The 21,462-nt window shown below is 58.4% G+C and carries 22 protein-coding genes and 1 riboswitch; of the genes, 8 read left to right on the top strand and 14 right to left on the bottom strand.

From position 1 onward, the window contains the following. The first annotated feature begins 149 nt into the window (after positions 1–149). Complete coding sequence (kdsA, locus tag SYNCC9605_RS00710) at positions 150–998, top strand: 3-deoxy-8-phosphooctulonate synthase (RefSeq protein WP_011363174.1); 849 nt, start codon at positions 150–152, stop codon at positions 996–998. 107 nt (positions 999–1,105) lie between these two features. Here the strand turns inward: kdsA and SYNCC9605_RS15320 are convergent, their stop codons facing one another. Further along, on the bottom strand, positions 1,106–1,234 hold the full coding sequence (locus SYNCC9605_RS15320; protein WP_257929763.1) for a hypothetical protein: 129 nt from the start codon (positions 1,232–1,234) through the stop codon (positions 1,106–1,108). A gap of 412 nt (positions 1,235–1,646) precedes the next feature. Here SYNCC9605_RS15320 and SYNCC9605_RS14380 point away from each other — a divergent pair, with 412 nt between their 5' ends. Next, a complete protein-coding gene (locus tag SYNCC9605_RS14380; RefSeq protein WP_156782937.1) occupies positions 1,647–1,787 on the top strand; it encodes a hypothetical protein in 141 nt (46 codons plus the stop codon). Between the two features lie 171 nt (positions 1,788–1,958). Here SYNCC9605_RS14380 and SYNCC9605_RS00700 read toward each other — a convergent pair whose 3' ends face one another. Further along, positions 1,959–2,348 (bottom strand): sulfotransferase domain-containing protein, encoded by a 390-nt coding sequence (locus tag SYNCC9605_RS00700; RefSeq protein ID WP_374699858.1) that lies wholly within the window; start codon positions 2,346–2,348, stop codon positions 1,959–1,961. 107 nt (positions 2,349–2,455) lie between these two features. Then, positions 2,456–3,601: a hypothetical protein gene (locus SYNCC9605_RS14375; protein ID WP_011363171.1), complete on the bottom strand. Its 1,146-nt coding sequence runs from the start codon at positions 3,599–3,601 to the stop codon at positions 2,456–2,458. Positions 3,602–3,698: 97 nt separating this feature from the next. Between SYNCC9605_RS14375 and SYNCC9605_RS00690 the strand changes: the two genes are divergently transcribed. Beyond that, entirely contained in the window at positions 3,699–4,580 is an 882-nt protein-coding gene (locus tag SYNCC9605_RS00690) for a hypothetical protein (RefSeq protein WP_011363170.1), read from the top strand. A 505-nt stretch (positions 4,581–5,085) separates the two neighbouring features. Here SYNCC9605_RS00690 and SYNCC9605_RS00685 read toward each other — a convergent pair. From SYNCC9605_RS00685 to SYNCC9605_RS00675, 3 genes are all read right to left on the bottom strand, one after another. After that, positions 5,086–6,408, bottom strand: coding sequence for a hypothetical protein (locus SYNCC9605_RS00685; RefSeq protein ID WP_041434319.1), 1,323 nt, complete (start codon positions 6,406–6,408; stop codon positions 5,086–5,088). 410 nt (positions 6,409–6,818) lie between these two features. Beyond that, on the bottom strand, positions 6,819–7,646 hold the full coding sequence (locus SYNCC9605_RS00680; protein WP_011363167.1) for an ion transporter: 828 nt from the start codon (positions 7,644–7,646) through the stop codon (positions 6,819–6,821). A gap of 4 nt (positions 7,647–7,650) precedes the next feature. Beyond that, positions 7,651–7,836 carry an NAD(P)H dehydrogenase subunit NdhS gene (locus SYNCC9605_RS00675; protein ID WP_041435363.1) on the bottom strand — a complete coding sequence of 62 codons (186 nt, stop codon included), beginning with the start codon at positions 7,834–7,836 and terminating at the stop codon, positions 7,651–7,653. Positions 7,837–7,891: 55 nt separating this feature from the next. Between SYNCC9605_RS00675 and rimM the strand changes: the two genes are divergently transcribed. Both rimM and SYNCC9605_RS00665 read left to right on the top strand, forming a co-directional pair. Next, entirely contained in the window at positions 7,892–8,425 is a 534-nt protein-coding gene (gene rimM, locus SYNCC9605_RS00670) for a ribosome maturation factor RimM (RefSeq protein ID WP_011363165.1), read from the top strand. A gap of 76 nt (positions 8,426–8,501) precedes the next feature. Next, the gene (locus SYNCC9605_RS00665; protein ID WP_011363164.1) at positions 8,502–9,962 is read left to right on the top strand and encodes a mannose-1-phosphate guanylyltransferase/mannose-6-phosphate isomerase; all 1,461 of its coding nucleotides are present in this window, start codon (positions 8,502–8,504) and stop codon (positions 9,960–9,962) included. Between the two features lie 3 nt (positions 9,963–9,965). Here the strand turns inward: SYNCC9605_RS00665 and glmS are convergent, their stop codons facing one another. Both glmS and psaC read right to left on the bottom strand, forming a co-directional pair. After that, the gene (glmS, locus tag SYNCC9605_RS00660; protein ID WP_011363163.1) at positions 9,966–11,855 is read right to left on the bottom strand and encodes a glutamine--fructose-6-phosphate transaminase (isomerizing); all 1,890 of its coding nucleotides are present in this window, start codon (positions 11,853–11,855) and stop codon (positions 9,966–9,968) included. Between the two features lie 54 nt (positions 11,856–11,909). Then, positions 11,910–12,155, bottom strand: coding sequence for a photosystem I iron-sulfur center protein PsaC (psaC, locus tag SYNCC9605_RS00655; protein ID WP_006850103.1), 246 nt, complete (start codon positions 12,153–12,155; stop codon positions 11,910–11,912). 146 nt (positions 12,156–12,301) lie between these two features. Here psaC and acpP point away from each other — a divergent pair, with 146 nt between their 5' ends. From acpP to tkt, 3 genes are read left to right on the top strand one after another with little or no spacing between them, the layout of a single operon-like run. Then, positions 12,302–12,544, top strand: coding sequence for an acyl carrier protein (gene acpP, locus SYNCC9605_RS00650; RefSeq protein WP_011363161.1), 243 nt, complete (start codon positions 12,302–12,304; stop codon positions 12,542–12,544). Positions 12,545–12,552: 8 nt separating this feature from the next. After that, positions 12,553–13,800: a beta-ketoacyl-ACP synthase II gene (gene fabF / locus SYNCC9605_RS00645; protein ID WP_011363160.1), complete on the top strand. Its 1,248-nt coding sequence runs from the start codon at positions 12,553–12,555 to the stop codon at positions 13,798–13,800. A 54-nt stretch (positions 13,801–13,854) separates the two neighbouring features. Further along, positions 13,855–15,864 (top strand): transketolase, encoded by a 2,010-nt coding sequence (tkt, locus tag SYNCC9605_RS00640; RefSeq protein WP_011363159.1) that lies wholly within the window; start codon positions 13,855–13,857, stop codon positions 15,862–15,864. Positions 15,865–16,004: 140 nt separating this feature from the next. Here the strand turns inward: tkt and thiC are convergent, their stop codons facing one another. The 6 genes from thiC to ruvB form a co-directional block, all read right to left on the bottom strand. Further along, positions 16,005–17,408, bottom strand: a complete 1,404-nt coding sequence (thiC, locus tag SYNCC9605_RS00635; RefSeq protein WP_041434318.1) for a phosphomethylpyrimidine synthase ThiC — start codon at positions 17,406–17,408, stop codon at positions 16,005–16,007. A gap of 45 nt (positions 17,409–17,453) precedes the next feature. Next, positions 17,454–17,560: riboswitch (TPP riboswitch) on the bottom strand. Between the two features lie 31 nt (positions 17,561–17,591). Further along, complete coding sequence (locus SYNCC9605_RS00630; RefSeq protein ID WP_011363157.1) at positions 17,592–18,206, bottom strand: HEAT repeat domain-containing protein; 615 nt, start codon at positions 18,204–18,206, stop codon at positions 17,592–17,594. After that, complete coding sequence (locus tag SYNCC9605_RS00625) at positions 18,203–18,430, bottom strand: DUF3188 domain-containing protein (RefSeq protein WP_011363156.1); 228 nt, start codon at positions 18,428–18,430, stop codon at positions 18,203–18,205. The genes SYNCC9605_RS00630 and SYNCC9605_RS00625 overlap by 4 nt, the downstream gene beginning before the upstream one ends. After that, positions 18,427–19,608, bottom strand: a complete 1,182-nt coding sequence (locus SYNCC9605_RS00620) for an amidohydrolase (RefSeq protein WP_011363155.1) — start codon at positions 19,606–19,608, stop codon at positions 18,427–18,429. The genes SYNCC9605_RS00625 and SYNCC9605_RS00620 overlap by 4 nt, the downstream gene beginning before the upstream one ends. A 1-nt stretch (position 19,609) precedes the next feature. After that, positions 19,610–20,374 carry a tetratricopeptide repeat protein gene (locus SYNCC9605_RS00615; protein WP_011363154.1) on the bottom strand — a complete coding sequence of 255 codons (765 nt, stop codon included), beginning with the start codon at positions 20,372–20,374 and terminating at the stop codon, positions 19,610–19,612. After that, positions 20,371–21,417: a Holliday junction branch migration DNA helicase RuvB gene (gene ruvB / locus SYNCC9605_RS00610; RefSeq protein ID WP_011363153.1), complete on the bottom strand. Its 1,047-nt coding sequence runs from the start codon at positions 21,415–21,417 to the stop codon at positions 20,371–20,373. The genes SYNCC9605_RS00615 and ruvB overlap by 4 nt, the downstream gene beginning before the upstream one ends. Positions 21,418–21,462 lie beyond the last annotated feature (45 nt).

Here is a 21,462-nt window from a genome sequence, read left to right as displayed (position 1 = left end):
TCGGCGCCATCCGGTCTGCGGAATGTCGCTCTGGATAGCAGTTTTCATTAGATAGGCATTGATCTTTCCAACTACGACGTGCTCTATCAAGAGAATCCAAATGGATTGAAGGCGGGTAGGCTCGCCGGTCACTGGACGTGATTGAAACCGTGGCGCATCAGATCCAACTGGGAGATATCACCTTCGCGAACGACCGCCCCTTCGCCCTGCTGGGTGGTGTGAACGTTCTCGAGGATCTCGACTTCGCCCTGCGTTGCGCCGGCCACTACAAAAACGTCTGCGGAAGGCTGAACATCCCATTGGTGTTCAAGGCGTCGTACGACAAGGCCAACCGCTCCTCCATTCATTCCTTCCGTGGCCCCGGCCTCAACGAAGGGCTGCAGATCCTCCAGGCGGTGAAGGACACCCATGGCATTCCGGTGATTACGGATGTGCACAGCCCTGAAGAGGCCGCTGCCGCAGCCAAGGTCGCCGACATCATCCAGCTGCCGGCTTTTCTGGCCAGGCAGACCGATCTGGTCCGTGCCATGGCGGAAACCGGTGCGATGATCAACGTCAAGAAGCCACAGTTCCTGAGTCCGGAACAGATGCGCAACATCGTGGACAAATTCCGCGAATGCGGGAACGAGAACCTGCTGCTGTGTGAGCGGGGCACCAACTTCGGTTACGACAATCTCGTGGTGGACATGCTGGGGTTCGGCGTGATGAAACGCACCTGCGATGACCTTCCGCTGATCTTCGATGTCACCCACGCCCTGCAGTGCAGGGATCCAGGTGGTGCTGCCTCCGGCGGACGTCGCAGCCAGGTGGTGGACCTAGCCCGCTCTGGCATGGCGGTTGGCCTGGCTGGTTTGTTCCTGGAAGCACACCCAGACCCGGCGCGAGCCCGTTGCGACGGCCCCAGCGCCTTACCCCTTGATCAGCTGGAACCTTTTCTCACGCAGGTGAAAGCCATCGATGATCTGGTGAAGGCCATGCCAGACCTGCAGATCAACTGATGCGCACTGATAAGGCAAAACCAAGATGAGTTTGGGGCGATTGTTCTCCATCTGTTCGAGGGCCTTCACCACAAAGTCATCTGCTCCGATGGTGATTGGGGCCGCTGTCATGAGATCTGCTGCGGTGAGCCTCTCCCATGTCTCAGCCCCATCATCCTCAGGGCGTGACGCAGGTCGCCATCCGTGAGGATGCCGTGCAGGCCCTCCGGGGCTGTGGAGATTTTCGAATCAACCATTGCCGATGCCATTCCGGGTCAGCCCGCATATCACGTCCGGTAAGGGTATGTCGTGCTGTGGAGGGTGCAGCTGGCTAGCGGGCACTATCGGGTCGGATGGCTATAAGGGTGAGCTGTTTGCCAAGGGATTTGGTGAGGTGATTCAGGTGAAGTCCGCCGGCGAAATGCCCCTTCATTCCATCCAGACCGCAGCGAAGGCGCCACCGATGGCCATGGCTACGGCTGTACTGACATTACAAGGCAGATTCAGGGTTGCTGCCGCAAGCAAAGAAGGAATCAGCCCGACCAACGAAGGTAATTCGCCCCATTAAGCGTCTGGTCAGGTGGGGTAGCACCTCCAATAGTTCGATGGTTTCGATACTGTTGTGAAACAGCAGCAGACGCTCTCTTCGGCCATAACACCCAAGTCGCCATGGAGAGCATCGGCGCGATTGAGGAACAGGGCCATCAACCCTATTCAGGAGAATATGGCCGCGATCCTGTGGGGCACGATGCGGCTATTGCCCACAACTATGATCACAATCTTGGCCATGCGATCAGCACAGTGCTCTAGTGAGGACAGGGCTGTTTGCATCTAGTCGCAACCAAGTCTTCAGCAAGGACTTACTCCTGGAAATGGATGATAAAACAGATATTTTGCATCAAAAATACTAAGAAGTCATGGCTCTTAAAAAGTTAAATCCTCCATTTAAATGGCAATAAATGACCGCTACAAAAAGTGGGTTCAGCCTATGATCTTTGAAATATCTTCGGGAAGAAATAGCTGCTTACGCATAGAGTTGGGACAAATTTCCAGAAGATTTAAATAGTATTTTTTTGTCATATTAGTCAATTTTTCGTGATCCCTCGGGTCTACCTCTTCTGCCCATCCCCCTACCTTCCCTTTCCTGAATTTTCTTGCATTGATGTCAGAGAGGTTATGATTTTCATAGAGCTTACCGCTAGCTCTTCCCTTTTTTGCATCAGGCGCCAATTCCGCCTTTAGAAGATCGCTGAATTTATTATTATCAATCGATTCGTATATTATTGATTTAGTCGCGCCGAGCACCAAGAAGTTGCAAAGATCCGACATAGTAGTTTTGGGATAAAGTGACATCCTCTCATAGTTCCAAATGTGACCGATGTCACAACTTTTAAGGACACATATATTGAATTTAGCAATGCGATTGAATCCCCAATGGGGGCAAAAAATAAAATCCTCAAGTTTAGGTGGTGGCGGCTTTACAGTTCTAACAAGATCGCTGATAGCAAGTTTTTGGGATTGTGATCACTAAGACTTTCTTTATGCGGAATGTCTCTTTTGTGAGTTTGGTGATACTGAGAAACAACAACATCCCTAGGATCTCTGTGTAGAAATACTGACAGGTCTTTTTTATAGCTTGGCAGCACAAATTTATCAGGATTAGTTGTAGAAAACCAGGGATTTGCCAATAAATGGGTAAATTTCAATTCATTGGTTTTCGTCGCGACTAGCTTGTTTGTCTCAACAATTTCTGAAAGTATCATTCTGAGCCAAGTGCGTCCAGATTTGGGATATGAGATAAAAATTCTCCTAATATCCATTTCCTTGATATAAGAATTCCATAAAATAAGGCTTTGATTTACTGTTTGTCTGTTGTTGTACTTGTAATCTGTGAACAGATTATTACTACCTGGCAAATGAATATTGGTCGTAGACATTTCGCTTTCTAGAGCCGGGCAAAGCCCAGTCTGAAAAAGTCGTTGATTTATTAAAACACGGAGTTGATCTCTCAAATATCTTTGATCTGCAACAAGGCGTGGATAAAGTGGATCAATTTGTTTTGCTTTGAAGTAAAGTTGTATATCATTTGTCGAATCATTCGTCTTTTCTTTTGCCTCTTGATTATTATTAACTTTTGCTTTATTATTCCATTTCTCGACCTCAATTGCAATCGCAATAAGTAGTTGTATTTCTTTATGAAAACTTTTCTCGTCCTCGCCAGAACAAGCAATTTCCGTCAATGTCGGAAGAATTCTTATGTGCTCTTTTGCCCCAAGAATTACCGCACACAAAATCAGAAAATCAACGTTCGAATCTTTTAAAGAAGCATTTATTTCATGAGCTGTTTCTATTAAATGCCTTTCAAGCAATTCGAGATTTTCGTAACGCAACTGAATTAATTCTTTTATAATGGCAAAAGCCTTGGCATAAGTATTATCAACATCCTGATTGTCTAGCCCCGAACCTACGCTTTTTTTGCCTGATGCAGATGATTTCTTAATTACAGAAGAAGTCCATCTTGCGATCGATCGATACGTGCGAACATAATTATTTGTTTTCCTTTTAATTACTATTGATCTAAAAACTTCATTTATTGCCTCTGGATTTACCTGCGAGAAGTTCATGACTGCCCCATGGCAAGAATTTAAACTATAGAGCCTAAGAGCCTTACGTTGCAGCCCTTAGTGATATATGCTTGCACACACTTGCCTTAGATAGATAGTGGAATTCGATGTTGAAGCTGCTCTCAAGGATGGATTGAAAGCCTTGGAGGATGAAATTGCCACAGTGAAGCATGAGCAAAGCCTCCTAGCTAAGGAGAAAAGCCAACTGCAGCAGATGGTTGAGGATCTAACGCAGCAAGTCTCAGCAAAGGCTACAGAACTGGAGTCAGAGAAAAATGAGAGGGCTGCTGAAGCAGAGCGGTTGAAGGTTCTGGAGGAAAAGTATGGTGAGCGAGCGAAGGAGAATGAAGAAGCACAACAGATGGTTGAGGATCTAAGGCAGCAAGTCTCGGCAAAGGCTACAGAACTGGAGTCAGAGAAAAATGAGAGGGCTGCTGAAGCAGAGCGGTTGAAGGTTCTGGAGGAAAAGTATGGTGAGCGAGCGAAGGAGAATGAAGAAGCACAACAGATGGTTGAGGATCTAAGGCAGCAAGTCTCAGCAAAGGCTACAGAACTGGAGTCAGAGAAAAATGAGAGGGCTGCTGAAGCAGAGCGGTTGAAGGTTCTGGAGGAAAAGTATGGTGAGCGAGCGAAGGAGAAAGAAGAAGCACAACAGGTGGTTGAGGATCTAAGGCAGCAAGTCTTAGCAAAGGCCGCAGAGCTGGAGTCAGAGAAAAAGCAGAGGGCTGCTGAAGCAGAGCGGTTGAAGGTTTTGGAGGGAAAGTATGATGCGCAAACGAAGGAAAAAGAAGAAGAACAACAGATGGTTGAGGATCTTACACAGCAAAACGAACTATCCTTACTTCAACTGCACGAAGTCCAGGAAGAATTGGAGCGAAACTTCTATCAATTACGCGGCAAAGACGAGCTACTTCAAAGGCATCAAGCTCAGCAACTACGGGCAAAACAACTAATATCAAAGTTGTTAAACCAGAGTTAATTGGAAAATTTTTACGTGATTTGATATAGAGTCAATGCGTAAGTGCCAAAACATTCAGTACTACTAACTTTCCCGAATTATATGTTTACAATTATTTTATGCTATAAGATACTTATTGCGCAATAAACTTTGCCCGCAATTGTTAGCCACGAAGGATTGCGAAGCATATACAATCAGATAAAGCCAAATATCTAAAATTCTCCGTAAAAATATTCTCACGATTACTATCATTCATTTCCACAATACTCACATCCCCTGAAGTATGAACAGGCCGCAAGATAATTGAATGAAGTCATTATGAAGAACTGAGTGTATTGCAATAAGAGCAACTGTTAAAACAACGAATATAATGACATGGAGTGGGTAACGGTGATAAACCATTATCAACTAAGCGCGGTATGTACCAACTGACATCAAACCCGAACAATTTCCATACCTTACCTACAAGCGGTGCACTCGCAATGTTGAATCCTAAAGATCAAAATCACCGCAGAGTGTGTGAGGTTCAAGACGAGCTACTAGCCACAACAACATCCTTCAGTCGTTGCTCCACAAGATCCAGATACAAATCAAACACCTCCAGGCTTAGATGATTCTCCTTAAGTTCTCGTTCCAGTAAATCTGCATTGTCCTTGTAGCCATAATGAGTTTTTAATATATGTATCAACATTGTTGTCCAACTAGCATCCCATTCAGGTGCATCCATCATGGCTTGTAACAGCACGGTCTTGGCCTGGTCAATGTGGCCCTCATCAACAAGCACCTGTGCATTGTTTGTCACAACAATGCGATCAGCTTCACTGGCGTAACTCTGAAGCCTTTCTCTGGCCATCGCCGCACAATCTTGTTCGGGTGAGGCTTGCAGTTCTCTCCACAACCCCACTGCCTCCGGCAGCCGGCCCAGACCCGCCAATGCCCACGCCCGGTTGTCATCAACCAAACCACTACGCACTCCAAACACAACCGCTGCATCCAGCAGTTGCAGCGACAATTCATTGCTCCCGACACTCCGCAGGCGAATCGATGCTTCCACCAGCGGCTGCTCAAATTCAGCCAGCGCACTGAACTCTCTTCCCTCAAACTCAGGCAGGCTCTCTCCGGCTGCTTCAGCTAGCTCAATCAACTGCTTGCTGAGCTCCCCAGCTAGTAGCCGCAAATTGGCTTGAGCTTGCGTCCGTCGACCTTCATCTGGGTGATCGAGCAGCTCATTCCAAAGGCCCATAGCTTCTGTCCGCCGGCCCAGACCCGCCAATGCCCACGCCCGGTTGTCATCAACCAAACCACTACGCACTCCAAACACAACCGCTGCATCCAGCAGTTGCAGCGACAATTCATTGCTCCCGACACTCCGCAGGCGAATCGATGCTTCCACCAGCGGCTGCTCAAATTCAGCCAGCGCACTGAACTCTCTTCCCTCAAACTCAGGCAGGCTCTCTCCGGCTGCTTCAGCTAGCTCAATCAACTGCTTGCTGAGCTCCCCAGCTAGTAGCCGCAAATTGGCTTGAGCTTGCGTCCGTCGACCTTCATCTGGGTGATCGAGCAGCTCATTCCAAAGGCCCATAGCTTCTGTCCGCCGGCCCAGACCCGCCAATGCCCACGCCCGGTTGTCATCAACCAAACCACTACGCACTCCAAACACAACCGCTGCATCCAGCAGTTGCAGCGACAATTCATTGCTCCCGACACTCCGCAGGCGAATCGATGCTTCCACCAGCGGCTGCTCAAATTCAGCCAGCGCACTGAACTCTCTTCCCTCAAACTCAGGCAGGCTCTCTCCGGCTGCTTCAGCTAGCTCAATCAACTGCTTGCTGAGCTCTTTGAACTGCACCACTCAGAAACGACCGGTTTATCTGTAGGAGATTACGAGAATCCACTAGACCCCTACTTGGCGGACCATCGGAGTAACTCCAATAGCCAACAGAGGCCCAGCTCCAGCAAAGTCTTCTCTACACCCCAAAAGCCCCGAATCAAACTCTTAATGTTTGATGATGGTGACGACGATGGATCAAGCTAGGGCAGAGAAGCTTCCAACCTGATTGAGCGCCTCGATGCTGAGGTCCCCATCAACCCTGAGCTACTCGCCCTAGTGGATCAGGGCTACGCCACCGAGGAATGCAGCCGCCAGCACGGCGACCCCAAACGCTTCCGCTGCCAGGTGAGCATCCAAGGCAGGGATCTGGCGGAAGCCTAAGGCCGATCCCGCAAGGAGGCCGAGCAGAACGCGACAACAGCAGCCCTTCAGACCCTGGAAGGCAGCGACGCGCCGCAGAAATCGCAGTGAAGGGCATCCCTGCGATGACCCTGGCGCCCGCAGCTGCTGCAGACCAGCTCAGACGACCGCTGCTGGTGATGGCGCACCCCAGACACGGTCAGGATTCCGGTGGGGATGGCAATGATGCCGAAACCCAGGAGCATCACCACCGAGGCCAACAGTCGCCCCAGTTCCGTCTGAGGAACAACATCGCCATAACCAACGGTGGTCATGGTGACGATCGCCCAGTAGACGCCGCTCGCCACCGTCTGGAACTGGGAATCAGGCCGGGCGCTCTCGATCACAAAAATGCTGTAGCCGAGCACCACCTGCAGCAGAACGACAAAGAACAAGAAGACGCCAATGGTGCGTGCACTGCCCCGCAGCGCCTGTCCCAGCACGCGGGCCTCATCAATGAACTTGAGCAGCTTGAACACCCGCAGAATGCGGCCGAACTTGAACATCCAGAGCAGCAGCTCGCTGCGCACCTGCGGCACGAAGAAGAACAGCACCGCTGAGGCGTCAATCAAGCCGGTGAAGCTGAACAGATAACGGCCAGGCTTCTCCACCAGAGCCAAATGCAGAACGAAATCCGCTGCAAAAACCCCCAGGCAGACGTTCTGCACAAGATCGATCCAGAGCACATCTGTCTGACGCAGTGCGGAATTGCTTAGGGGGTCGGGCTCCAGTAGCAATGCCAGAACACTCAGCAGAATCGCCCCAAAGATGACGGCGTTGTAGGTCTTGCCGGCTGGGGTGTTGGCTTCCAGCACCGTGGCCCGCAGCCGTTGTCGCAGGCTCCGCTCAGCACCCATTGCCCTAGGCCGGCTGAAGGTCCTTCAAGCGCAGGGTCACCAACTTGTCCCAGTTGCCACCTTCGAACAGAACGGCCGCACGGTCGCCGCTAATGCGCTGAACAAAGCCGGTGTAACCGTTGTAGATCGAGGTGACATCCGCCACGGTGACGGTGAAGCCGGGGAGGATCGGAGCGGTTGCAGACGCCATGGCTCGTTCGCGAACGGATCTGGCGCCATTATCGGCAGAGTGCGCGGCGGATGGCATGGCGGAGAGCAACGACTGGCTCAGCGTCGGCAAGATCGTAGCGGTCCAAGGGCTGCTGGGGGAACTTCGCGTAAACCCCGCCAGCGATTTCCCCGAGCGCTTCACAGTGCCGGGACCCCGGTGGCTGCGCAGCCGCCAAGGCGGGGAACCCAGTGAGATCCAACTCAAGAAAGGCCGACAACTTCCCGGAAAATCACTCTTTGTGGTGCGCTTTGAAGGAGTCGACAACCGGAGTGCCGCAGAAACCCTGGTGGGCATGGAGCTGCTGGTGCCCGCGGACGATCGACCCGAACTGGCGGAGGGCGAATTTCACCTGCTTGATCTAGTGGGACTGAAGGCACGACTCACGGCCGATGGTCCCGCCATCGGCACGGTGAGTGATCTGATCAGTGGCGGCAACGACCTGCTGGAAATCACGACCAGCGACGGCCGCAAGTTGCTGATTCCATTCGTTGAGGCGATCGTGCCGGAGGTGAAGCTCAAGGCGGGCTGGCTGCTGCTTACCCCGCCACCGGGCCTGCTGGAGCTCTAAGACGAACTGATCACCCCCAGGGCATCGACAGAAGCCCCTGGAGCGAGCGAATCTGGGTCACCGCTTTCAGGACACGATGGCCGCGACACCGCTGATTCCTGTGATCCTTTGCGGAGGAACCGGCACACGCCTGTGGCCGCTGTCGCGGGCGAGTTACCCCAAGCAGTACTGGCCCTTAAGCGGTGACGGCGAAGCGACGCTGCTGCAGCAGACCCAGCAACGGCTGACAGGGCTCGAGGCCTTAGCGGCTCCCTTGCTGATCTGCAATGAAGACCACCGCTTCATCGTGGCCGAGCAGATGCGCCAGATCGGCGTGGAGCCCAACGCGATCCTGCTGGAACCGATGGGCCGCAACACCGCCCCGGCGGTGACGGTGGCCGCACTGCAGGCCACGGCCAACGGCGAGGACCCCCTGCTGCTGGTGCTGGCGGCGGATCATCTGATCCGTGATGGAGCTCAGTTCCGCCAGGCCATCAACGCCGGCCGCAAGCCGGCCGAAGTAGGCCGCCTGGTGACCTTCGGCATCGTGCCGACGGCCCCGGAAACCGGCTATGGCTACATCGAGGCCAGCGAACCGTTCTCCCTCGGAGAACCCGCCCACGTGCCAATCAAGCGCTTCGTGGAGAAGCCCGACCAGGCCACAGCAGAGCAGTTCCTAGCCACAGGTCGCTTCACCTGGAACAGCGGCATGTTCCTGTTCCGCGCCAGCGCCATGCTGGCGGAACTGGAACGGCTGGCCCCGGAGGTGGTGAGCTGCTGCCGGGCCGCTCTGGAACAGGACACTGCAGACCTGGAATTTCATCGGCTGGAACGGGAGGCCTTTGCCAAGTGCCCCAACGTCGCCATTGATGTGGCCGTGATGGAAAAAACAGAACTGGGCAGTGTGCTGCCCCTGGATGCGGGCTGGAGTGATGTGGGCAGCTGGAGTGCCCTCTGGGACACCTCAGAACAAAAGGATTCCCAAGGAAATGTGCTGCAGGGCCACGTAATAGCCGAAGACAGCCACGACTGTTATTTACGCAGCGAACACCGTCTGGTGGTGGGCCTCGGCGTCGAGAACCTTGTGGTGGTGGAAACCGACGACGCCGTGTTGATTGCGGACCGCTCCAAGGCCCAGGAGATCAAGACCGTTGTGAAGCAGCTGGAGGCCGAGGGCAGTCCGGAGGGCAAAGCCCACCGCAAGATCTATCGCCCCTGGGGCCATTACACCGGTGTCGTGGAAGACAGCCGCTGGCAGGTGAAACGGATCTCAGTGAAACCTGGAGCCAGCCTTTCCTTGCAGATGCATCACCATCGTGCTGAGCACTGGGTGGTGGTGAAGGGCACGGCCCTGGTGGAACGAGACGGCGAAGAGCAGCTGGTGGGAGAAAACCAGAGCACCTACATCCCGATGGGCTGCAAACACCGCCTGTCCAACCCAGGCCGGATTCCCGTGGAATTAATCGAGATTCAAAGCGGAACCTACCTTGGCGAAGACGACATCGTGCGCTTCCAGGACCGCTATGGCCGTAGTGATATGAGCATTAGTGCCAGCTGAGGCTCACTCCACCGTGACGCTCTTGGCCAGGTTGCGGGGTTGATCGACATCCAGGCCGCGATGTGCGGCGATGTGATAACTCAACAACTGCATCGGCACCACGGTGAGCAGTGGGCTGATCCACTCGCTCACCGAAGGCACCGGCAGCAGTTCATCAAACAGATCAGTGTCGGGCCCCTGGGGCGCCACACCGATCAGCTGGGCATCGCGGGCTTTGGCCTCCTGTGCGTTGCTGATCACCTTCTCGAACACCACACCGGGCACGGCGATTGACACCACCGGCACCCGGGAATCCAGTAGGGCGATCGGGCCATGCTTCATCTCACCAGCTGGGTAACCCTCGGCGTGGATGTAGCTGATCTCCTTGAGTTTCAACGCCCCCTCCAGGGCGATCGGGTAGTTGATGCCCCGGCCCAGGAAAATCACATCCTGGGTGTCGGCAAAACGATGGGCCAGGGCCTCGGAGCTCTGGTCGTGCATATCCACCAGCTGGCGCAGTTGCTGGGGCAGGCCCCGCAGTTCTTCCGCCAAGGCATTGATCTCAGCCGTAGGGCGTGAGCCACGGCGGGCAGCAAAAGCCATGGCCAAGCCATAAAAGGCCAGCAGCTGACCGAGGAAGGTCTTGGTGGCCGCCACGCCCACTTCAATGCCGGCCCCGATGTCGAGGATGTGGGGCACCTGGCGGGACAGGGAGCTCTCCGGACGGTTGGTAACCCCCAGCTGGCGGGGAGCGAAGGCCGGATCCCCGTGGGCGCGCCGCCGCGCCGCCTCCATGGCCAAGGCGGCAAGGGTGTCGGCTGTTTCGCCTGACTGGGTCACCCCAATGGTGAGGGTGTGGGGGGCCAACGGTGGCGGGGCGTAGCGGAATTCGCTGGCGTAGTGCACCGAGGCGGGAAGGCCGGCGAACTGTTCAAGCAGGTAGGCCCCAACCATTGCGGCATGGCGACTGGTGCCACAAGCCAGGATCTGAATCCGCTCAATGCCGGCGTAAAAGGCATCGTCCATCGGTAGCGCCACCGGCTGCTCCGGCGGCAGTCCCTGAGGCAAATGGCGCGCTACCCACAGCGCTGCGGTCTCCGGTTGCTCATGGATTTCCTTGAGCATGAAGTGACGGAACTCACGCTTGTCGGCAACGTGGTCAACACCGCTGAGCTGGGTAGGCATGCGTTGCTGACGGGCCCCTGCCGCGTCATAGAGCTCAACGCCAAGGGGTGAAAGCGAGGCCACCTCGCCGTCTTCCATGGGAAGGATCGTGCGGGTGAAGCCCGCTAGGGCCGGCGTATCGCTGGCACAGAGGAATTCCCCTTCCCCCAAACCGATCAACAACGGTGCCGCCTTGCGGGCCACCACCAGGGCGCCCGGGGCCTGATCCCATATCACCGCCAAGGCATAGGCCCCTTGCAACTTTGGCAGCACCTGCTGCAGGGCCTGCAACAGCAATCCACCGCCAGGAGTTCCACCCGCGGCTTGCAGCTGCTGGAGTTCTGCGGCCAACAGGTGGGGAATCACCTCTGTGTCGGTCTCCGACTGGAACACCACCCCTGAAGCCTCCAGCTGCTCCCTCAGGGCCCGATGGTTCTCAATAATTCCGTTCTGCACCACTGCCACCGCTCCATCGCTGCTGCGGTGCGGGTGGGCATTGCGCTCTTCCGGCTTGCCATGGGTGGCCCAGCGGGTGTGACCAATGCCGCATTGACCGGGCGCTCCTTCTGCTTCAAAACAAGCGGTGAGGTTGAGCAGCTTGCCCTTGGCCCGCAGGCAGGTCAGCTGGCCCTGAGCAGCCACCGTGGCGATCCCAGCGGAGTCGTAACCGCGGTACTCCAACTGCCGCAAGCCTTCCAGGAGCTGAGGCGCAGCTTCTCGGGAACCCACCAGGGCAACGATTCCGCACATAAAAGAAAAGCCCGGCTGAAGCCGGGCTGAGCTTATGAGGTGAAACGAGCCGGATCAGTAGGCCAGACCCATGGAGCGCGTTGTCTCGTCTCCGAGATATACGCGGATGCTGAGGAAGTCGGTGGGGCAGGCGGTTTCGCAGCGCTTGCAACCAACGCAATCTTCTGTGCGAGGAGAAGAAGCAATCTGGCCGGCCTTGCAGCCGTCCCAGGGAACCATCTCAAGCACGTCGAGAGGGCAGGCACGCACACACTGAGTGCAGCCGATGCAGGTGTCGTAGATCTTGACGGCGTGGGACATGTGCCCGATGCATACGAAGGCTTGCGGCAAACGTACCCGTCCTTCGCCGGTCCATGGCCATGCCGTCACCGTTGTTAACGGCACAGTTGTTGCTGAGGTAGCACTGAAGGCGTGCCCGTAAGATGCAGCGTCCCGTTGCCACGGCTATGTCCCAGGAAGCGATTCTCGAAAAGGTGCGCTCAATCGTTGCGGAGCAACTGAGTGTTGACTCCGGCGAAGTGAAGCCCGAATCCAACTTCCAGAATGATCTGGGAGCTGATTCTTTGGACACCGTGGAACTCGTGATGGCCCTGGAAGAGGCCTTTGACATCGAGATCCCCGACGAAGCAGCTGAGGGCATCACCACCGTTGGTGACGCCGTCAAATACATCGAAGACAAGCAGGCCTGAGCAACGCAATGGTGGATGGTCTCCATCGCGTCGTAATCACCGGCCTCGGCGCGGTCACACCGATCGGCAACACGGTTCAGGACTACTGGAACGGCCTCACCTCCGGCAGCAACGGAGTGGACGCCATCACCCTGTTCGATGCATCCGCACACGCCTGCCGCTTCGCGGCGGAGGTGAAGGATTTCGATCCGTCCGGCTTCATCGAACCGAAGGAAGCCAAGCGCTGGGATCGATTCTGCAAGTTCGGCGTGGTGGCAGCCAAACAGGCTGTGGCCCATGCCGGCCTTGAGATCAACGAAGCAAATGCGGATCGGATTGGCACGATCATCGGCTCCGGCGTCGGCGGTCTGCTGACGATGGAGACGCAGGCCCATGTGTTGGAGGGCAAAGGCCCTGGACGGGTGAGCCCGTTCACGGTGCCGATGATGATCCCCAACATGGCCACAGGCCTTGCCGCCATTGCTCTGGGCACCAAGGGTCCCAGTTCCGCGGTGGCCACCGCCTGTGCTGCCGGCTCCAATGCCGTTGGCGATGCCTTCCGGCTGCTGCAGCTGGGCAAGGCCGACGCCATGGTGTGCGGTGGCGCCGAATCAGCGATCACTCCCCTGGGAGTAGCCGGCTTCGCCAGCGCAAAAGCCCTATCCTTCCGCAACGACGATCCAGCTACGGCTAGCCGTCCCTTCGATAAAGAGCGCGACGGCTTCGTGATCGGGGAGGGTGCCGGGGTCCTGGTGCTCGAAAAGCTCGAGCATGCCCAGGCCCGTGGCGCCACGATCCTTGGCGAAGTTGTGGGTTACGGCATGACCTGCGACGCGCACCACATCACCTCACCCACGCCCGGCGGCGTCGGTGGTGCTGAGGCCATGCGCCTGGCCCTGGCCGATGGCGGCATTGATCCGTACGAAATCGACTACGTCAACGCCCACGGCACGAGCACCCCGGCGAACGACAAGAACGAAACCTCGGCAATCAAAGCTGCCTTGGGCGAAAGGGCTCTGCAGATTCCCGTGAGCTCCACCAAATCGATGACCGGTCACCTGCTGGGTGGCTCCGGCGGCATCGAAGCCGTGGCCTGCGTGCTGGCTCTGCAACACGGAGTCGTGCCTCCCACGATCAACCACACCACCCCGGATCCCGACTGTGATCTGGATGTCGTGCCCAATGAGGCACGGGATCAGACACTAGGAACCGTCTTGTCCAACTCCTTTGGCTTCGGCGGCCACAACGTCTGCCTGGCTTTCAAACGCGCCAGCTGAGCCTCCAGGCTCACGCCGTGCGTCAAAATCGCTTCAACTTTTCCTCTTAACACCATGGTCGCTGCGCCCGCGTCACTCGACACGCTCTGCATCAACAGCATTCGGATGCTGGCTGTCGACGCCATCAACAAGTCCAACAGCGGTCACCCCGGCCTGCCGATGGGCTGCGCACCCATGGGTTATGCGCTCTGGGACAAGTTCCTCAATCACAACCCGAAGAACCCCAAGTGGTTCAACCGCGACCGCTTCGTTCTGTCCGCCGGTCACGGCTGCATGCTGCTCTACGCACTGCTGCACCTCACCGGTTACGACTCAGTGTCCATTGAGGACATCAAGCAGTTCCGCCAGTGGGGCTCCAAGACTCCGGGCCACCCCGAAACCTTCGAAACTCCCGGCGTTGAAGTAACTACGGGCCCCCTGGGTGCCGGCATCTCCAACGCTGTGGGCCTGGCCATCGCTGAATCCCACCTGGCGGCCAAGTTCAACAAGGCCGACGCCACCGTGGTGGATCACTACACCTACGTGATCATGGGCGACGGCTGCAATCAGGAGGGTGTGTCCTCCGAAGCTGCCTCCCTGGCCGGTCACCTGAAGCTGGGCAAGCTGATCGCCCTGTACGACGACAACAGCATCACCATCGACGGCCGCACCGACGTGTCCTTCACCGAGGACGTGCTGAAGCGCTACGAGGCCTACGGCTGGCACGTTCAGCACGTGGCCGAAGGCAACACCGATGTGGATGCCATCGCCAATGCGATCGAAGCGGCCAAGGCCGTGACCGACAAGCCATCGATCATCAAGGTGACCACCACCATCGGCTACGGCTCCCCCAACAAGGCCGATACCGCCGGTGTCCACGGTGCTGCCCTGGGTGAAGAGGAAGCCGCTCTGACCCGTCAGCAACTGGGTTGGGACTACGCCCCCTTCGAAATTCCCCAGGACGCCTACGACCAGTTCCGCCAGGCCATCGACCGCGGCGCCAGCCTCGAGGCCGAGTGGAACCAGACCCTGGCCACTTACCGCACCAAGTACCCCACCGAAGCCGCCGAGTTCGAGCGGATGCTGCGCGGTGAGCTGCCCGAGGGTTGGGACAAGGAACTGCCCACCTACACCCCCGAAGACGGTGGCCTGGCCACCCGCAAGCACTCCCAGATCTGCCTTGGTGCTCTGGGCCCCAACCTGCCCGAACTGATCGGCGGCTCCGCTGACCTCACCCACTCCAACTACACGGACATCAAGGGTGAAACCGGCTCTTATCAAGCCAGCAGCCCCGAGAAGCGCTACCTGCACTTCGGTGTGCGCGAGCACGCCATGGCCGCCATCCTCAACGGCATCGCTTACCACAACAGCGGCTTGATCCCCTACGGCGGCACCTTCCTGGTCTTCGCCGACTACATGCGCGGTTCCATGCGCCTTTCAGCCCTGAGTGAGCTGGGTGTGATTTATGTGTTGACCCACGACTCCATCGGTGTTGGCGAAGACGGCCCAACCCACCAGCCAATCGAAACCATCCCCTCCCTGCGGGCGATGCCGAACATGCTGGTGTTCCGCCCTGGCGACGGCAATGAGACCAGCGGTGCCTACAAGGTGGCCATCCAGAACCGCAAGCGCCCCAGCTCCCTCTGCCTCAGCCGCCAAGGCATGGCCAACCAGGCCAACTCCTCGATCGACAAGGTGGCCCTCGGCGGTTACGTGCTTGAAGATTGCGCCGGCACCCCTGATCTGATCCTGATCGGCACCGGCACCGAGCTTGATCTCTGCGTCCAGGCCGCCAAGCAGCTCACCGCCGAAGGCAAGAAGGTGCGCGTAGTGTCGATGCCCTGCGTCGAGCTGTTCGACGAGCAGACCGACGCCTACAAGGAAGAGGTGCTCCCCAACGCCGCGCGCAAGCGCATGGTGGTGGAAGCCGCTGAATCCTTCGGCTGGCACCGTTTCATCGGCCTCGATGGCGACAGCGTGACCATGAACCGCTTCGGCGCTTCCGCCCCCGGCGGCACCTGCCTCAAGGAATTCGGTTTCACAGTGGAGAACGTGGTGGCCAAAGCCAAGGCTCTGCTCGGCTGATCGCCAGAACACTTCAACAACAAGGCCTCCTGCTTCGGCAGGGGGTTCTTTTTTATGCCACCAACCCAACCAATGGCCTTACACCAAAAAGCCAGACGTCCTAACGGACGCCGGGCTGCCATCTGATTGCAAGCAGGCAATCAATCGGCTTTGTCGAGTTTGACCGGCGTCAGCTCTGCAGCGCCGGTGTTGGCTTCGAGCACCTTCTCCAGACCCTCAAGATCTTCATCAGTGATCTTGGTCTGCATCGGGCAGTGCTTCGGTCCGCACATGGAGCAGAACTCAGCCTGCTTGTAGATGTCAGCCGGCAGGGTTTCGTCGTGATACTCCTTGGCCCGCTCAGGATCCAAGGACAGCTCAAACTGCTTGTTCCAATCGAAGTTGTAGCGGGCGCGGCTGAGCTCGTCGTCACGGTCCCGGGCGCCGGGGCGATGGCGGGCAATATCTGCCGCATGGGCAGCGATCTTGTAAGCGATCAGGCCTTCGCGCACATCATCAGCGTTGGGCAGACCGAGGTGCTCCTTCGGCGTCACATAACAGAGCATCGCCGTGCCATGCCAACCGGCCATCGCCGCGCCGATGGCCGAAGTGATGTGGTCGTAGCCGGGAGCAATGTCAGTGACCAGGGGGCCGAGCACATAGAAGGGTGCTTCGCTGCACTCCTCCATCTGCTTCTTCACGTTGAACTCGATCTGATCGAGGGGAACGTGGCCGGGACCCTCCACCATCACCTGCACGTCGTGCTTCCAGGCGCGACGGGTCAGTTCACCGAGGGTGTGCAATTCAGCCAGTTGAGCAGCATCCGACGCATCGTGCTGGCAACCGGGGCGCAGCGAGTCACCGAGGGAGAAGGTGCAGTCGTAGCGCTTGAAGATCTCGCAGATGTCGTCAAACCGCGTGTAGAGCGGGTTTTGACGGTGGTGATACAGCATCCATTGAGCCAGGATCCCGCCGCCGCGGCTGACGATGCCGGTGATGCGGCCCTTCACCTTGGGAAGGTGCTCAATCAGCAGGCCAGCGTGGATGGTCTGGTAGTCGACGCCCTGCTGACAGTGCTTCTCAATGATGTGGAGGAAGTCGTCCTCATCGAGCTTCTCGATCGATCCGTGGACGCTCTCAAGAGCCTGATAAACAGGCACGGTGCCGATCGGCACGGGAGATGCACCGATGATTGCGGTGCGCACCTCATCGAGGTTGACGCCGCCAGTGGAAAGATCCATCACGGTGTCAGCGCCGTACTTCACCGCCAGCTTGAGCTTTTTCACCTCCTCAGCGGCATCGGACGCATTTGGAGAGGCGCCGATGTTGGCGTTCACCTTGCACTTGCTGGCGATGCCGATTGCCATCGGCTCCAGATTGGTGTGGTTGATATTGGCCGGGATGATCATCCGCCCCCGGGCCACCTCTTCCATCACCAGCGATTCGGGCAGGTTCTCCCGCTTCGCCACATGAGCCATTTCTTCGGTCACCACGCCCTGACGGGCGTAGTGCATCTGAGAGACGTTGGCCTGACCCTTGCGGGACTCAACCCAGGAAGCGCGCATGATCTGAGGTGCGACGGACAGCCCAGGGGTCGACGTTTGGCCGTGGATCACGCTCAAGCACTTCCCTGCGCCGGCATGACCCGGAATCAGGTTCGGAGGGTGTGATCTCAGTCTGGGTTCATGGTGAAACCCAGACACCCCTAGTGATGTTTGAACGCTAGCAAGCGTTGCTCAAAGAACCGTTCAGCTGGCTTGCAACCCATTGAGCACCGCAGCCACCACCCGGTGATCGCTGTCCTGCTGCAGAGATTGCAACAAGCCTCTGGCCTGCACAGCGCTGGGATCGGCGCCCCCCTCCCGCACGATTCGACTGAGGATCTCAGCTCCACTCACCCGCACGATCGCATCAGCATCAGCGATTGCCATGGTGGCCAACTCCAGCAACCAACCCAGATCAATGCCGGGCTGTTCCGCCAGGGCAGAAAGAATGCTGCAGCGCACCAGCCAGGCGGCATCGGCCTCGAAGGCCGAACGCAGCAAGGGCCAGGCCCGATCCACCCCGTAGCTGGCCAGAGCATTGGCTGCCTCGGCCCGCACATTGGGGTCTTCATCAGCAGTGATCAACGCACTCAGGACGGTCCAGCCCTGTTCGGTGCGCTTGTAGCCCAATCCACTGCAGCTCAAGGAACGCACTAGGAAAGGCTTCTGCTCCGTGCCCAGCACCAGCAACGGCACCGCCTCAGCGTCCGAGCAATGGCGGAGCTGTGTGATCGCCGGCATCGCCTTCACCGGATCTCCACTGGCAATGGCCTGGCGCACCGCCTCGAGATCAGGACGATGGGGATCGTTCTCGCTCATGGGTTGCTGCCGGGGGTGCGCGCCCGTTGAAGATCAGCTAACAGCCTGGCGCGGCGACGCTGCCGACCGAGAGCGCTGCTGATGATCAGACCCGAACCCACCAAGATGGCGGGCAACACCTGCACCCGGTCCTTGCCCTGGCGCTGGTTTGTGGCCAGCAACGCGAGCAGGATCAGTAATGGAGCCCCGAGGGAAACCCAAATCACCGCACGACGTTGGTTCATGCCGAGGTGTTCTCCGTGATCCACGCCAGCACGGTGGCCGTGAGAACCGCAATGCCAACACCGAGGGCGTCTTCCTCCAGTGCGAACGCTCCGTTGTGCAGCGGCGCACACCCCTCGGGCCCGGCCACACCCAGCCGCACCATCATTCCCGGCACATCCCGAAGCAGCTCAGCAAAGTCTTCCGCCCCCAGGGAGGGCTGCTCCACCGGCAGCACCTTGTCGCGCCCCAGGCACTCCACCGCACAGCGTTCGAGCAAGGTCGTGAGCTGCGGATCGTTGTGCACCGGTGGTGCAATGCAGCGGTAATTCACCAAAGCCGTACCCCCTCCACTGGCACAGATTCCCTGCACCGTCTCATCAATCCAAGCCGGCAACTGAGCGTGCTGCTGCAGATCCAGACAGCGCACCGTGCCTAGCAAACGCACCTGATCGGCGATCACGTTGAAGGCGCGACCGCCCTCCACCTTGCCGAAACTGATCACAACCGGCTGTAAGGCGTCCAAGCGACGGGCGATGGTCTGTTGAAGCTCTGTGATCACCCGAGCCGCCAGCCAAACCGCATCCACCGACTGATGGGGACGGGCACCATGGCCACCTTCTCCCTGCACCAGGATCTCCAGCTCTCCGGCCGCCGCCGTGAGACAGCCCCGCCGGATCCCCACCGTGCCCACCGGCAGATTCGGCACCACATGCACGCCGTACAACGCATCGAGACCCTCCACCGCCCCCGCATCCCTCATCCACACCGCCCCCTGTGCCAACTCTTCGGCGGGTTGAAACAGCAGCCGCACTCGAGCCCCTAAGTGGGGCTCCTGCGCCAGCAAGCGTGCGACACCAAGGCCCGTGCAGGTGTGCAGATCGTGGCCACAGGCATGCATCAGACCCTGGCGGGTGGAGGCATAGCTCAGACCGGTGCGCTCCTCTACGGGCAGGGCATCCATGTCCACCCGCAAGCCCACTGTGGGGCCGTGGCCAGGCCCCAATTCGGCCACCAGGCCCGTGCGGCCAACCCCCTCTCGGACCCGCCAGCCCAGCTGACGCAGTTCACCGGCGACCAGGGCGGCGGTCTGGTGTTCCTCACCGCTGAGTTCAGGGTGGGCATGCAGATGCCGGCGCAGCTCCAGAAGCTCAGGCATCTCACGGCTGAGTCGATCGGACAGGGACGCCGCTTGGGTCATCTCAGGACGCCTCCAGGGCCAGGAACGCCATCAGATCCTCCGTCGGTTGCGGTGGCCAGCGGCGCACCTGCTGCAGCCAGTCGGCCTGGCGGTAACGCTGATCCAGCCCGGCCGCCGCGGCCCAGTGGCTTTCGGCTTCACCACTGGATCCTTGGCGCCAGAGCAGGCCACTGAGGGCCGCCCGAGCATCGGCGAACAAGGGATAGCGACGGATCAGTTTGCGCAATTCCGCCTCCGCCCAGTCGAGATCCCCTGTTTGCCAGGCCGCCAGCGCCTCGCTGGAGCGGGCCATGGCGAAGCCGGGGCGGGCGAGAGCAGCCTGGCCATAAAGCTCTCGCGCCTCAGGCCAGTCCCCTTGCGAGCCACGCACATTGGCCAGGTTGTAGAGGGCCGAGGCATCCTGCGGATCGCGCTCCAGTATCCAGAGATAGTCGTCCGCTGCTGCGGACCAGTCCTGAAGCGCCTCTTCTGCCGTGCCCCGGTTCAGATGCGGGTCGCTTTCCTCCGGTGCCAGCACAATCGAGGCGCTCTGGTCTTCGATCGCCCCAGACAAATCCCCCAGGGCCAAACGCACATTGCCGCGATTGCTCAGCGCTGCTGCATCCTCTGGAACCTGCTCCAGATAGCTGTCCCAGAGGGGCAACGCCTCCACAAAATCCCCCTGACGGCTTGCCGTCAGCGCCTGCTCATAAAGCCCCTGCAGATCGAGGGCCTGCACTGGCAGGGCCAGCACCAAACTCATCAACAGGACGAGAAACCGGTTCATGCCGCCTCGGCCAGATGACTGCGGGCAGCATCCGTGACCATCCGGCCGCGGGGGGTGCGCATCAGCAACCCCTGTTGCATCAAAAACGGCTCCACCACGGTCTCCAGGGTGACGGGATCGTCGCCAAGGGCCGCCGCCAGAGTCTCCAGGCCCACAGGGCCACCACCGTGGTGGTCGATCAGCAGCTGCAGCAAACGCCGATCGCTTGCATCGAGGCCCCGATGATCCACACGGTGCAGGCTCAGGGCCTCGCCCACCAAGGCCTGATTGATGGCCCCACCGCCACCGCCTCGCACACTCGCCACATCCCGCACCCGACGTAGCAACCGGTTAGCGATCCGTGGCGTGCCGCGACAGGAGGCCGCAATGCTGCTGCGGGCCTGCGGTGTGAGGGTGACCCCGATCAGCCCGGCTGTGCGCTCGACGATCGCTTCCAGGTCGCCCTGGCCGTAGAACTCCAACCGCTGGATCAGGCCAAACCGGTCCCTCAGCGGGGAGCTCAGCGATCCGGCGCGGGTGGTGGCCCCCACCAGGGTGAACGGCGGTAGATCAAGAGAACGGGTTCGTGCTGTGCTGCCCTTGCCCACGGTGAGATCGAGGCGACGGTCTTCCATCGCCGGATAGAGCAGCTCCTCCGCCACCCGACTCAGGCGATGAATCTCGTCAATGAACAGCAGATCACGGGGCTGCAGGTTGACCAACAACCCAACGATGTCGCGCGGGCGTTCCAAGGCCGGTGCACTGGTGACCTTGCAATGCACCCCCATTTCTTCGGCCAACACCATGGCCATGGTGGTTTTGCCCAAACCCGGCGGGCCATAGAGCAACACATGATCGAGGGCATCGCCGCGGCCAAGTGCCGCTTGCACTGCAATGCCTAGCACCTGCTTGAGCTCGCTCTGACCGATGTAGTCGTCCAAGCGCTGGGGACGAAGCTTGTCTTCCGGCCGACTCACCACCTCTTCAGGGGCCTGCTGAGGATCCATTAGCGCTTCGGGGCGGCGGGGTGGCTTGCGACCGGAGCTGGAGGAGACAATCGCCATGCGGGCAGGGTACCCAGACCTGGATAGGGTCGGAAGACGCAGTCG

This window comes from Synechococcus sp. CC9605, assembly GCF_000012625.1.
GTDB lineage: Bacteria > Cyanobacteriota > Cyanobacteriia > PCC-6307 > Cyanobiaceae > Parasynechococcus.
The sequence above is the reverse complement of the archived record's forward strand: the minus strand, read 5'-3'. Positions and strand labels throughout refer to the sequence as shown.

Coding starts and splice junctions, on each gene's coding strand:
- SYNCC9605_RS14375 (WP_011363171.1), bottom strand. CDS start 3,601: ATGAACTTCTCGCAGGTAAATCCAGAGGCAATAAATGAAGTTTTTAGA.
- ruvB (WP_011363153.1), bottom strand. CDS start 21,417: ATGGCGATTGTCTCCTCCAGCTCCGGTCGCAAGCCACCCCGCCGCCCC.
- SYNCC9605_RS15320 (WP_257929763.1), bottom strand. CDS start 1,234: ATGGTTGATTCGAAAATCTCCACAGCCCCGGAGGGCCTGCACGGCATC.
- glmS (WP_011363163.1), bottom strand. CDS start 11,855: ATGTGCGGAATCGTTGCCCTGGTGGGTTCCCGAGAAGCTGCGCCTCAG.
- SYNCC9605_RS00680 (WP_011363167.1), bottom strand. CDS start 7,646: ATGGGTGCTGAGCGGAGCCTGCGACAACGGCTGCGGGCCACGGTGCTG.
- SYNCC9605_RS00620 (WP_011363155.1), bottom strand. CDS start 19,608: ATGACCCAAGCGGCGTCCCTGTCCGATCGACTCAGCCGTGAGATGCCT.
- SYNCC9605_RS00615 (WP_011363154.1), bottom strand. CDS start 20,374: ATGAACCGGTTTCTCGTCCTGTTGATGAGTTTGGTGCTGGCCCTGCCA.
- thiC (WP_041434318.1), bottom strand. CDS start 17,408: ATGCGCGCTTCCTGGGTTGAGTCCCGCAAGGGTCAGGCCAACGTCTCT.
- fabF (WP_011363160.1), top strand. CDS start 12,553: ATGGTGGATGGTCTCCATCGCGTCGTAATCACCGGCCTCGGCGCGGTC.
- SYNCC9605_RS00625 (WP_011363156.1), bottom strand. CDS start 18,430: ATGAACCAACGTCGTGCGGTGATTTGGGTTTCCCTCGGGGCTCCATTA.
- rimM (WP_011363165.1), top strand. CDS start 7,892: ATGGCGGAGAGCAACGACTGGCTCAGCGTCGGCAAGATCGTAGCGGTC.
- psaC (WP_006850103.1), bottom strand. CDS start 12,155: ATGTCCCACGCCGTCAAGATCTACGACACCTGCATCGGCTGCACTCAG.
- SYNCC9605_RS00665 (WP_011363164.1), top strand. CDS start 8,502: ATGGCCGCGACACCGCTGATTCCTGTGATCCTTTGCGGAGGAACCGGC.
- acpP (WP_011363161.1), top strand. CDS start 12,302: ATGTCCCAGGAAGCGATTCTCGAAAAGGTGCGCTCAATCGTTGCGGAG.
- SYNCC9605_RS14380 (WP_156782937.1), top strand. CDS start 1,647: ATGGAGAGCATCGGCGCGATTGAGGAACAGGGCCATCAACCCTATTCA.
- SYNCC9605_RS00675 (WP_041435363.1), bottom strand. CDS start 7,836: ATGGCGTCTGCAACCGCTCCGATCCTCCCCGGCTTCACCGTCACCGTG.
- SYNCC9605_RS00630 (WP_011363157.1), bottom strand. CDS start 18,206: ATGAGCGAGAACGATCCCCATCGTCCTGATCTCGAGGCGGTGCGCCAG.
- tkt (WP_011363159.1), top strand. CDS start 13,855: ATGGTCGCTGCGCCCGCGTCACTCGACACGCTCTGCATCAACAGCATT.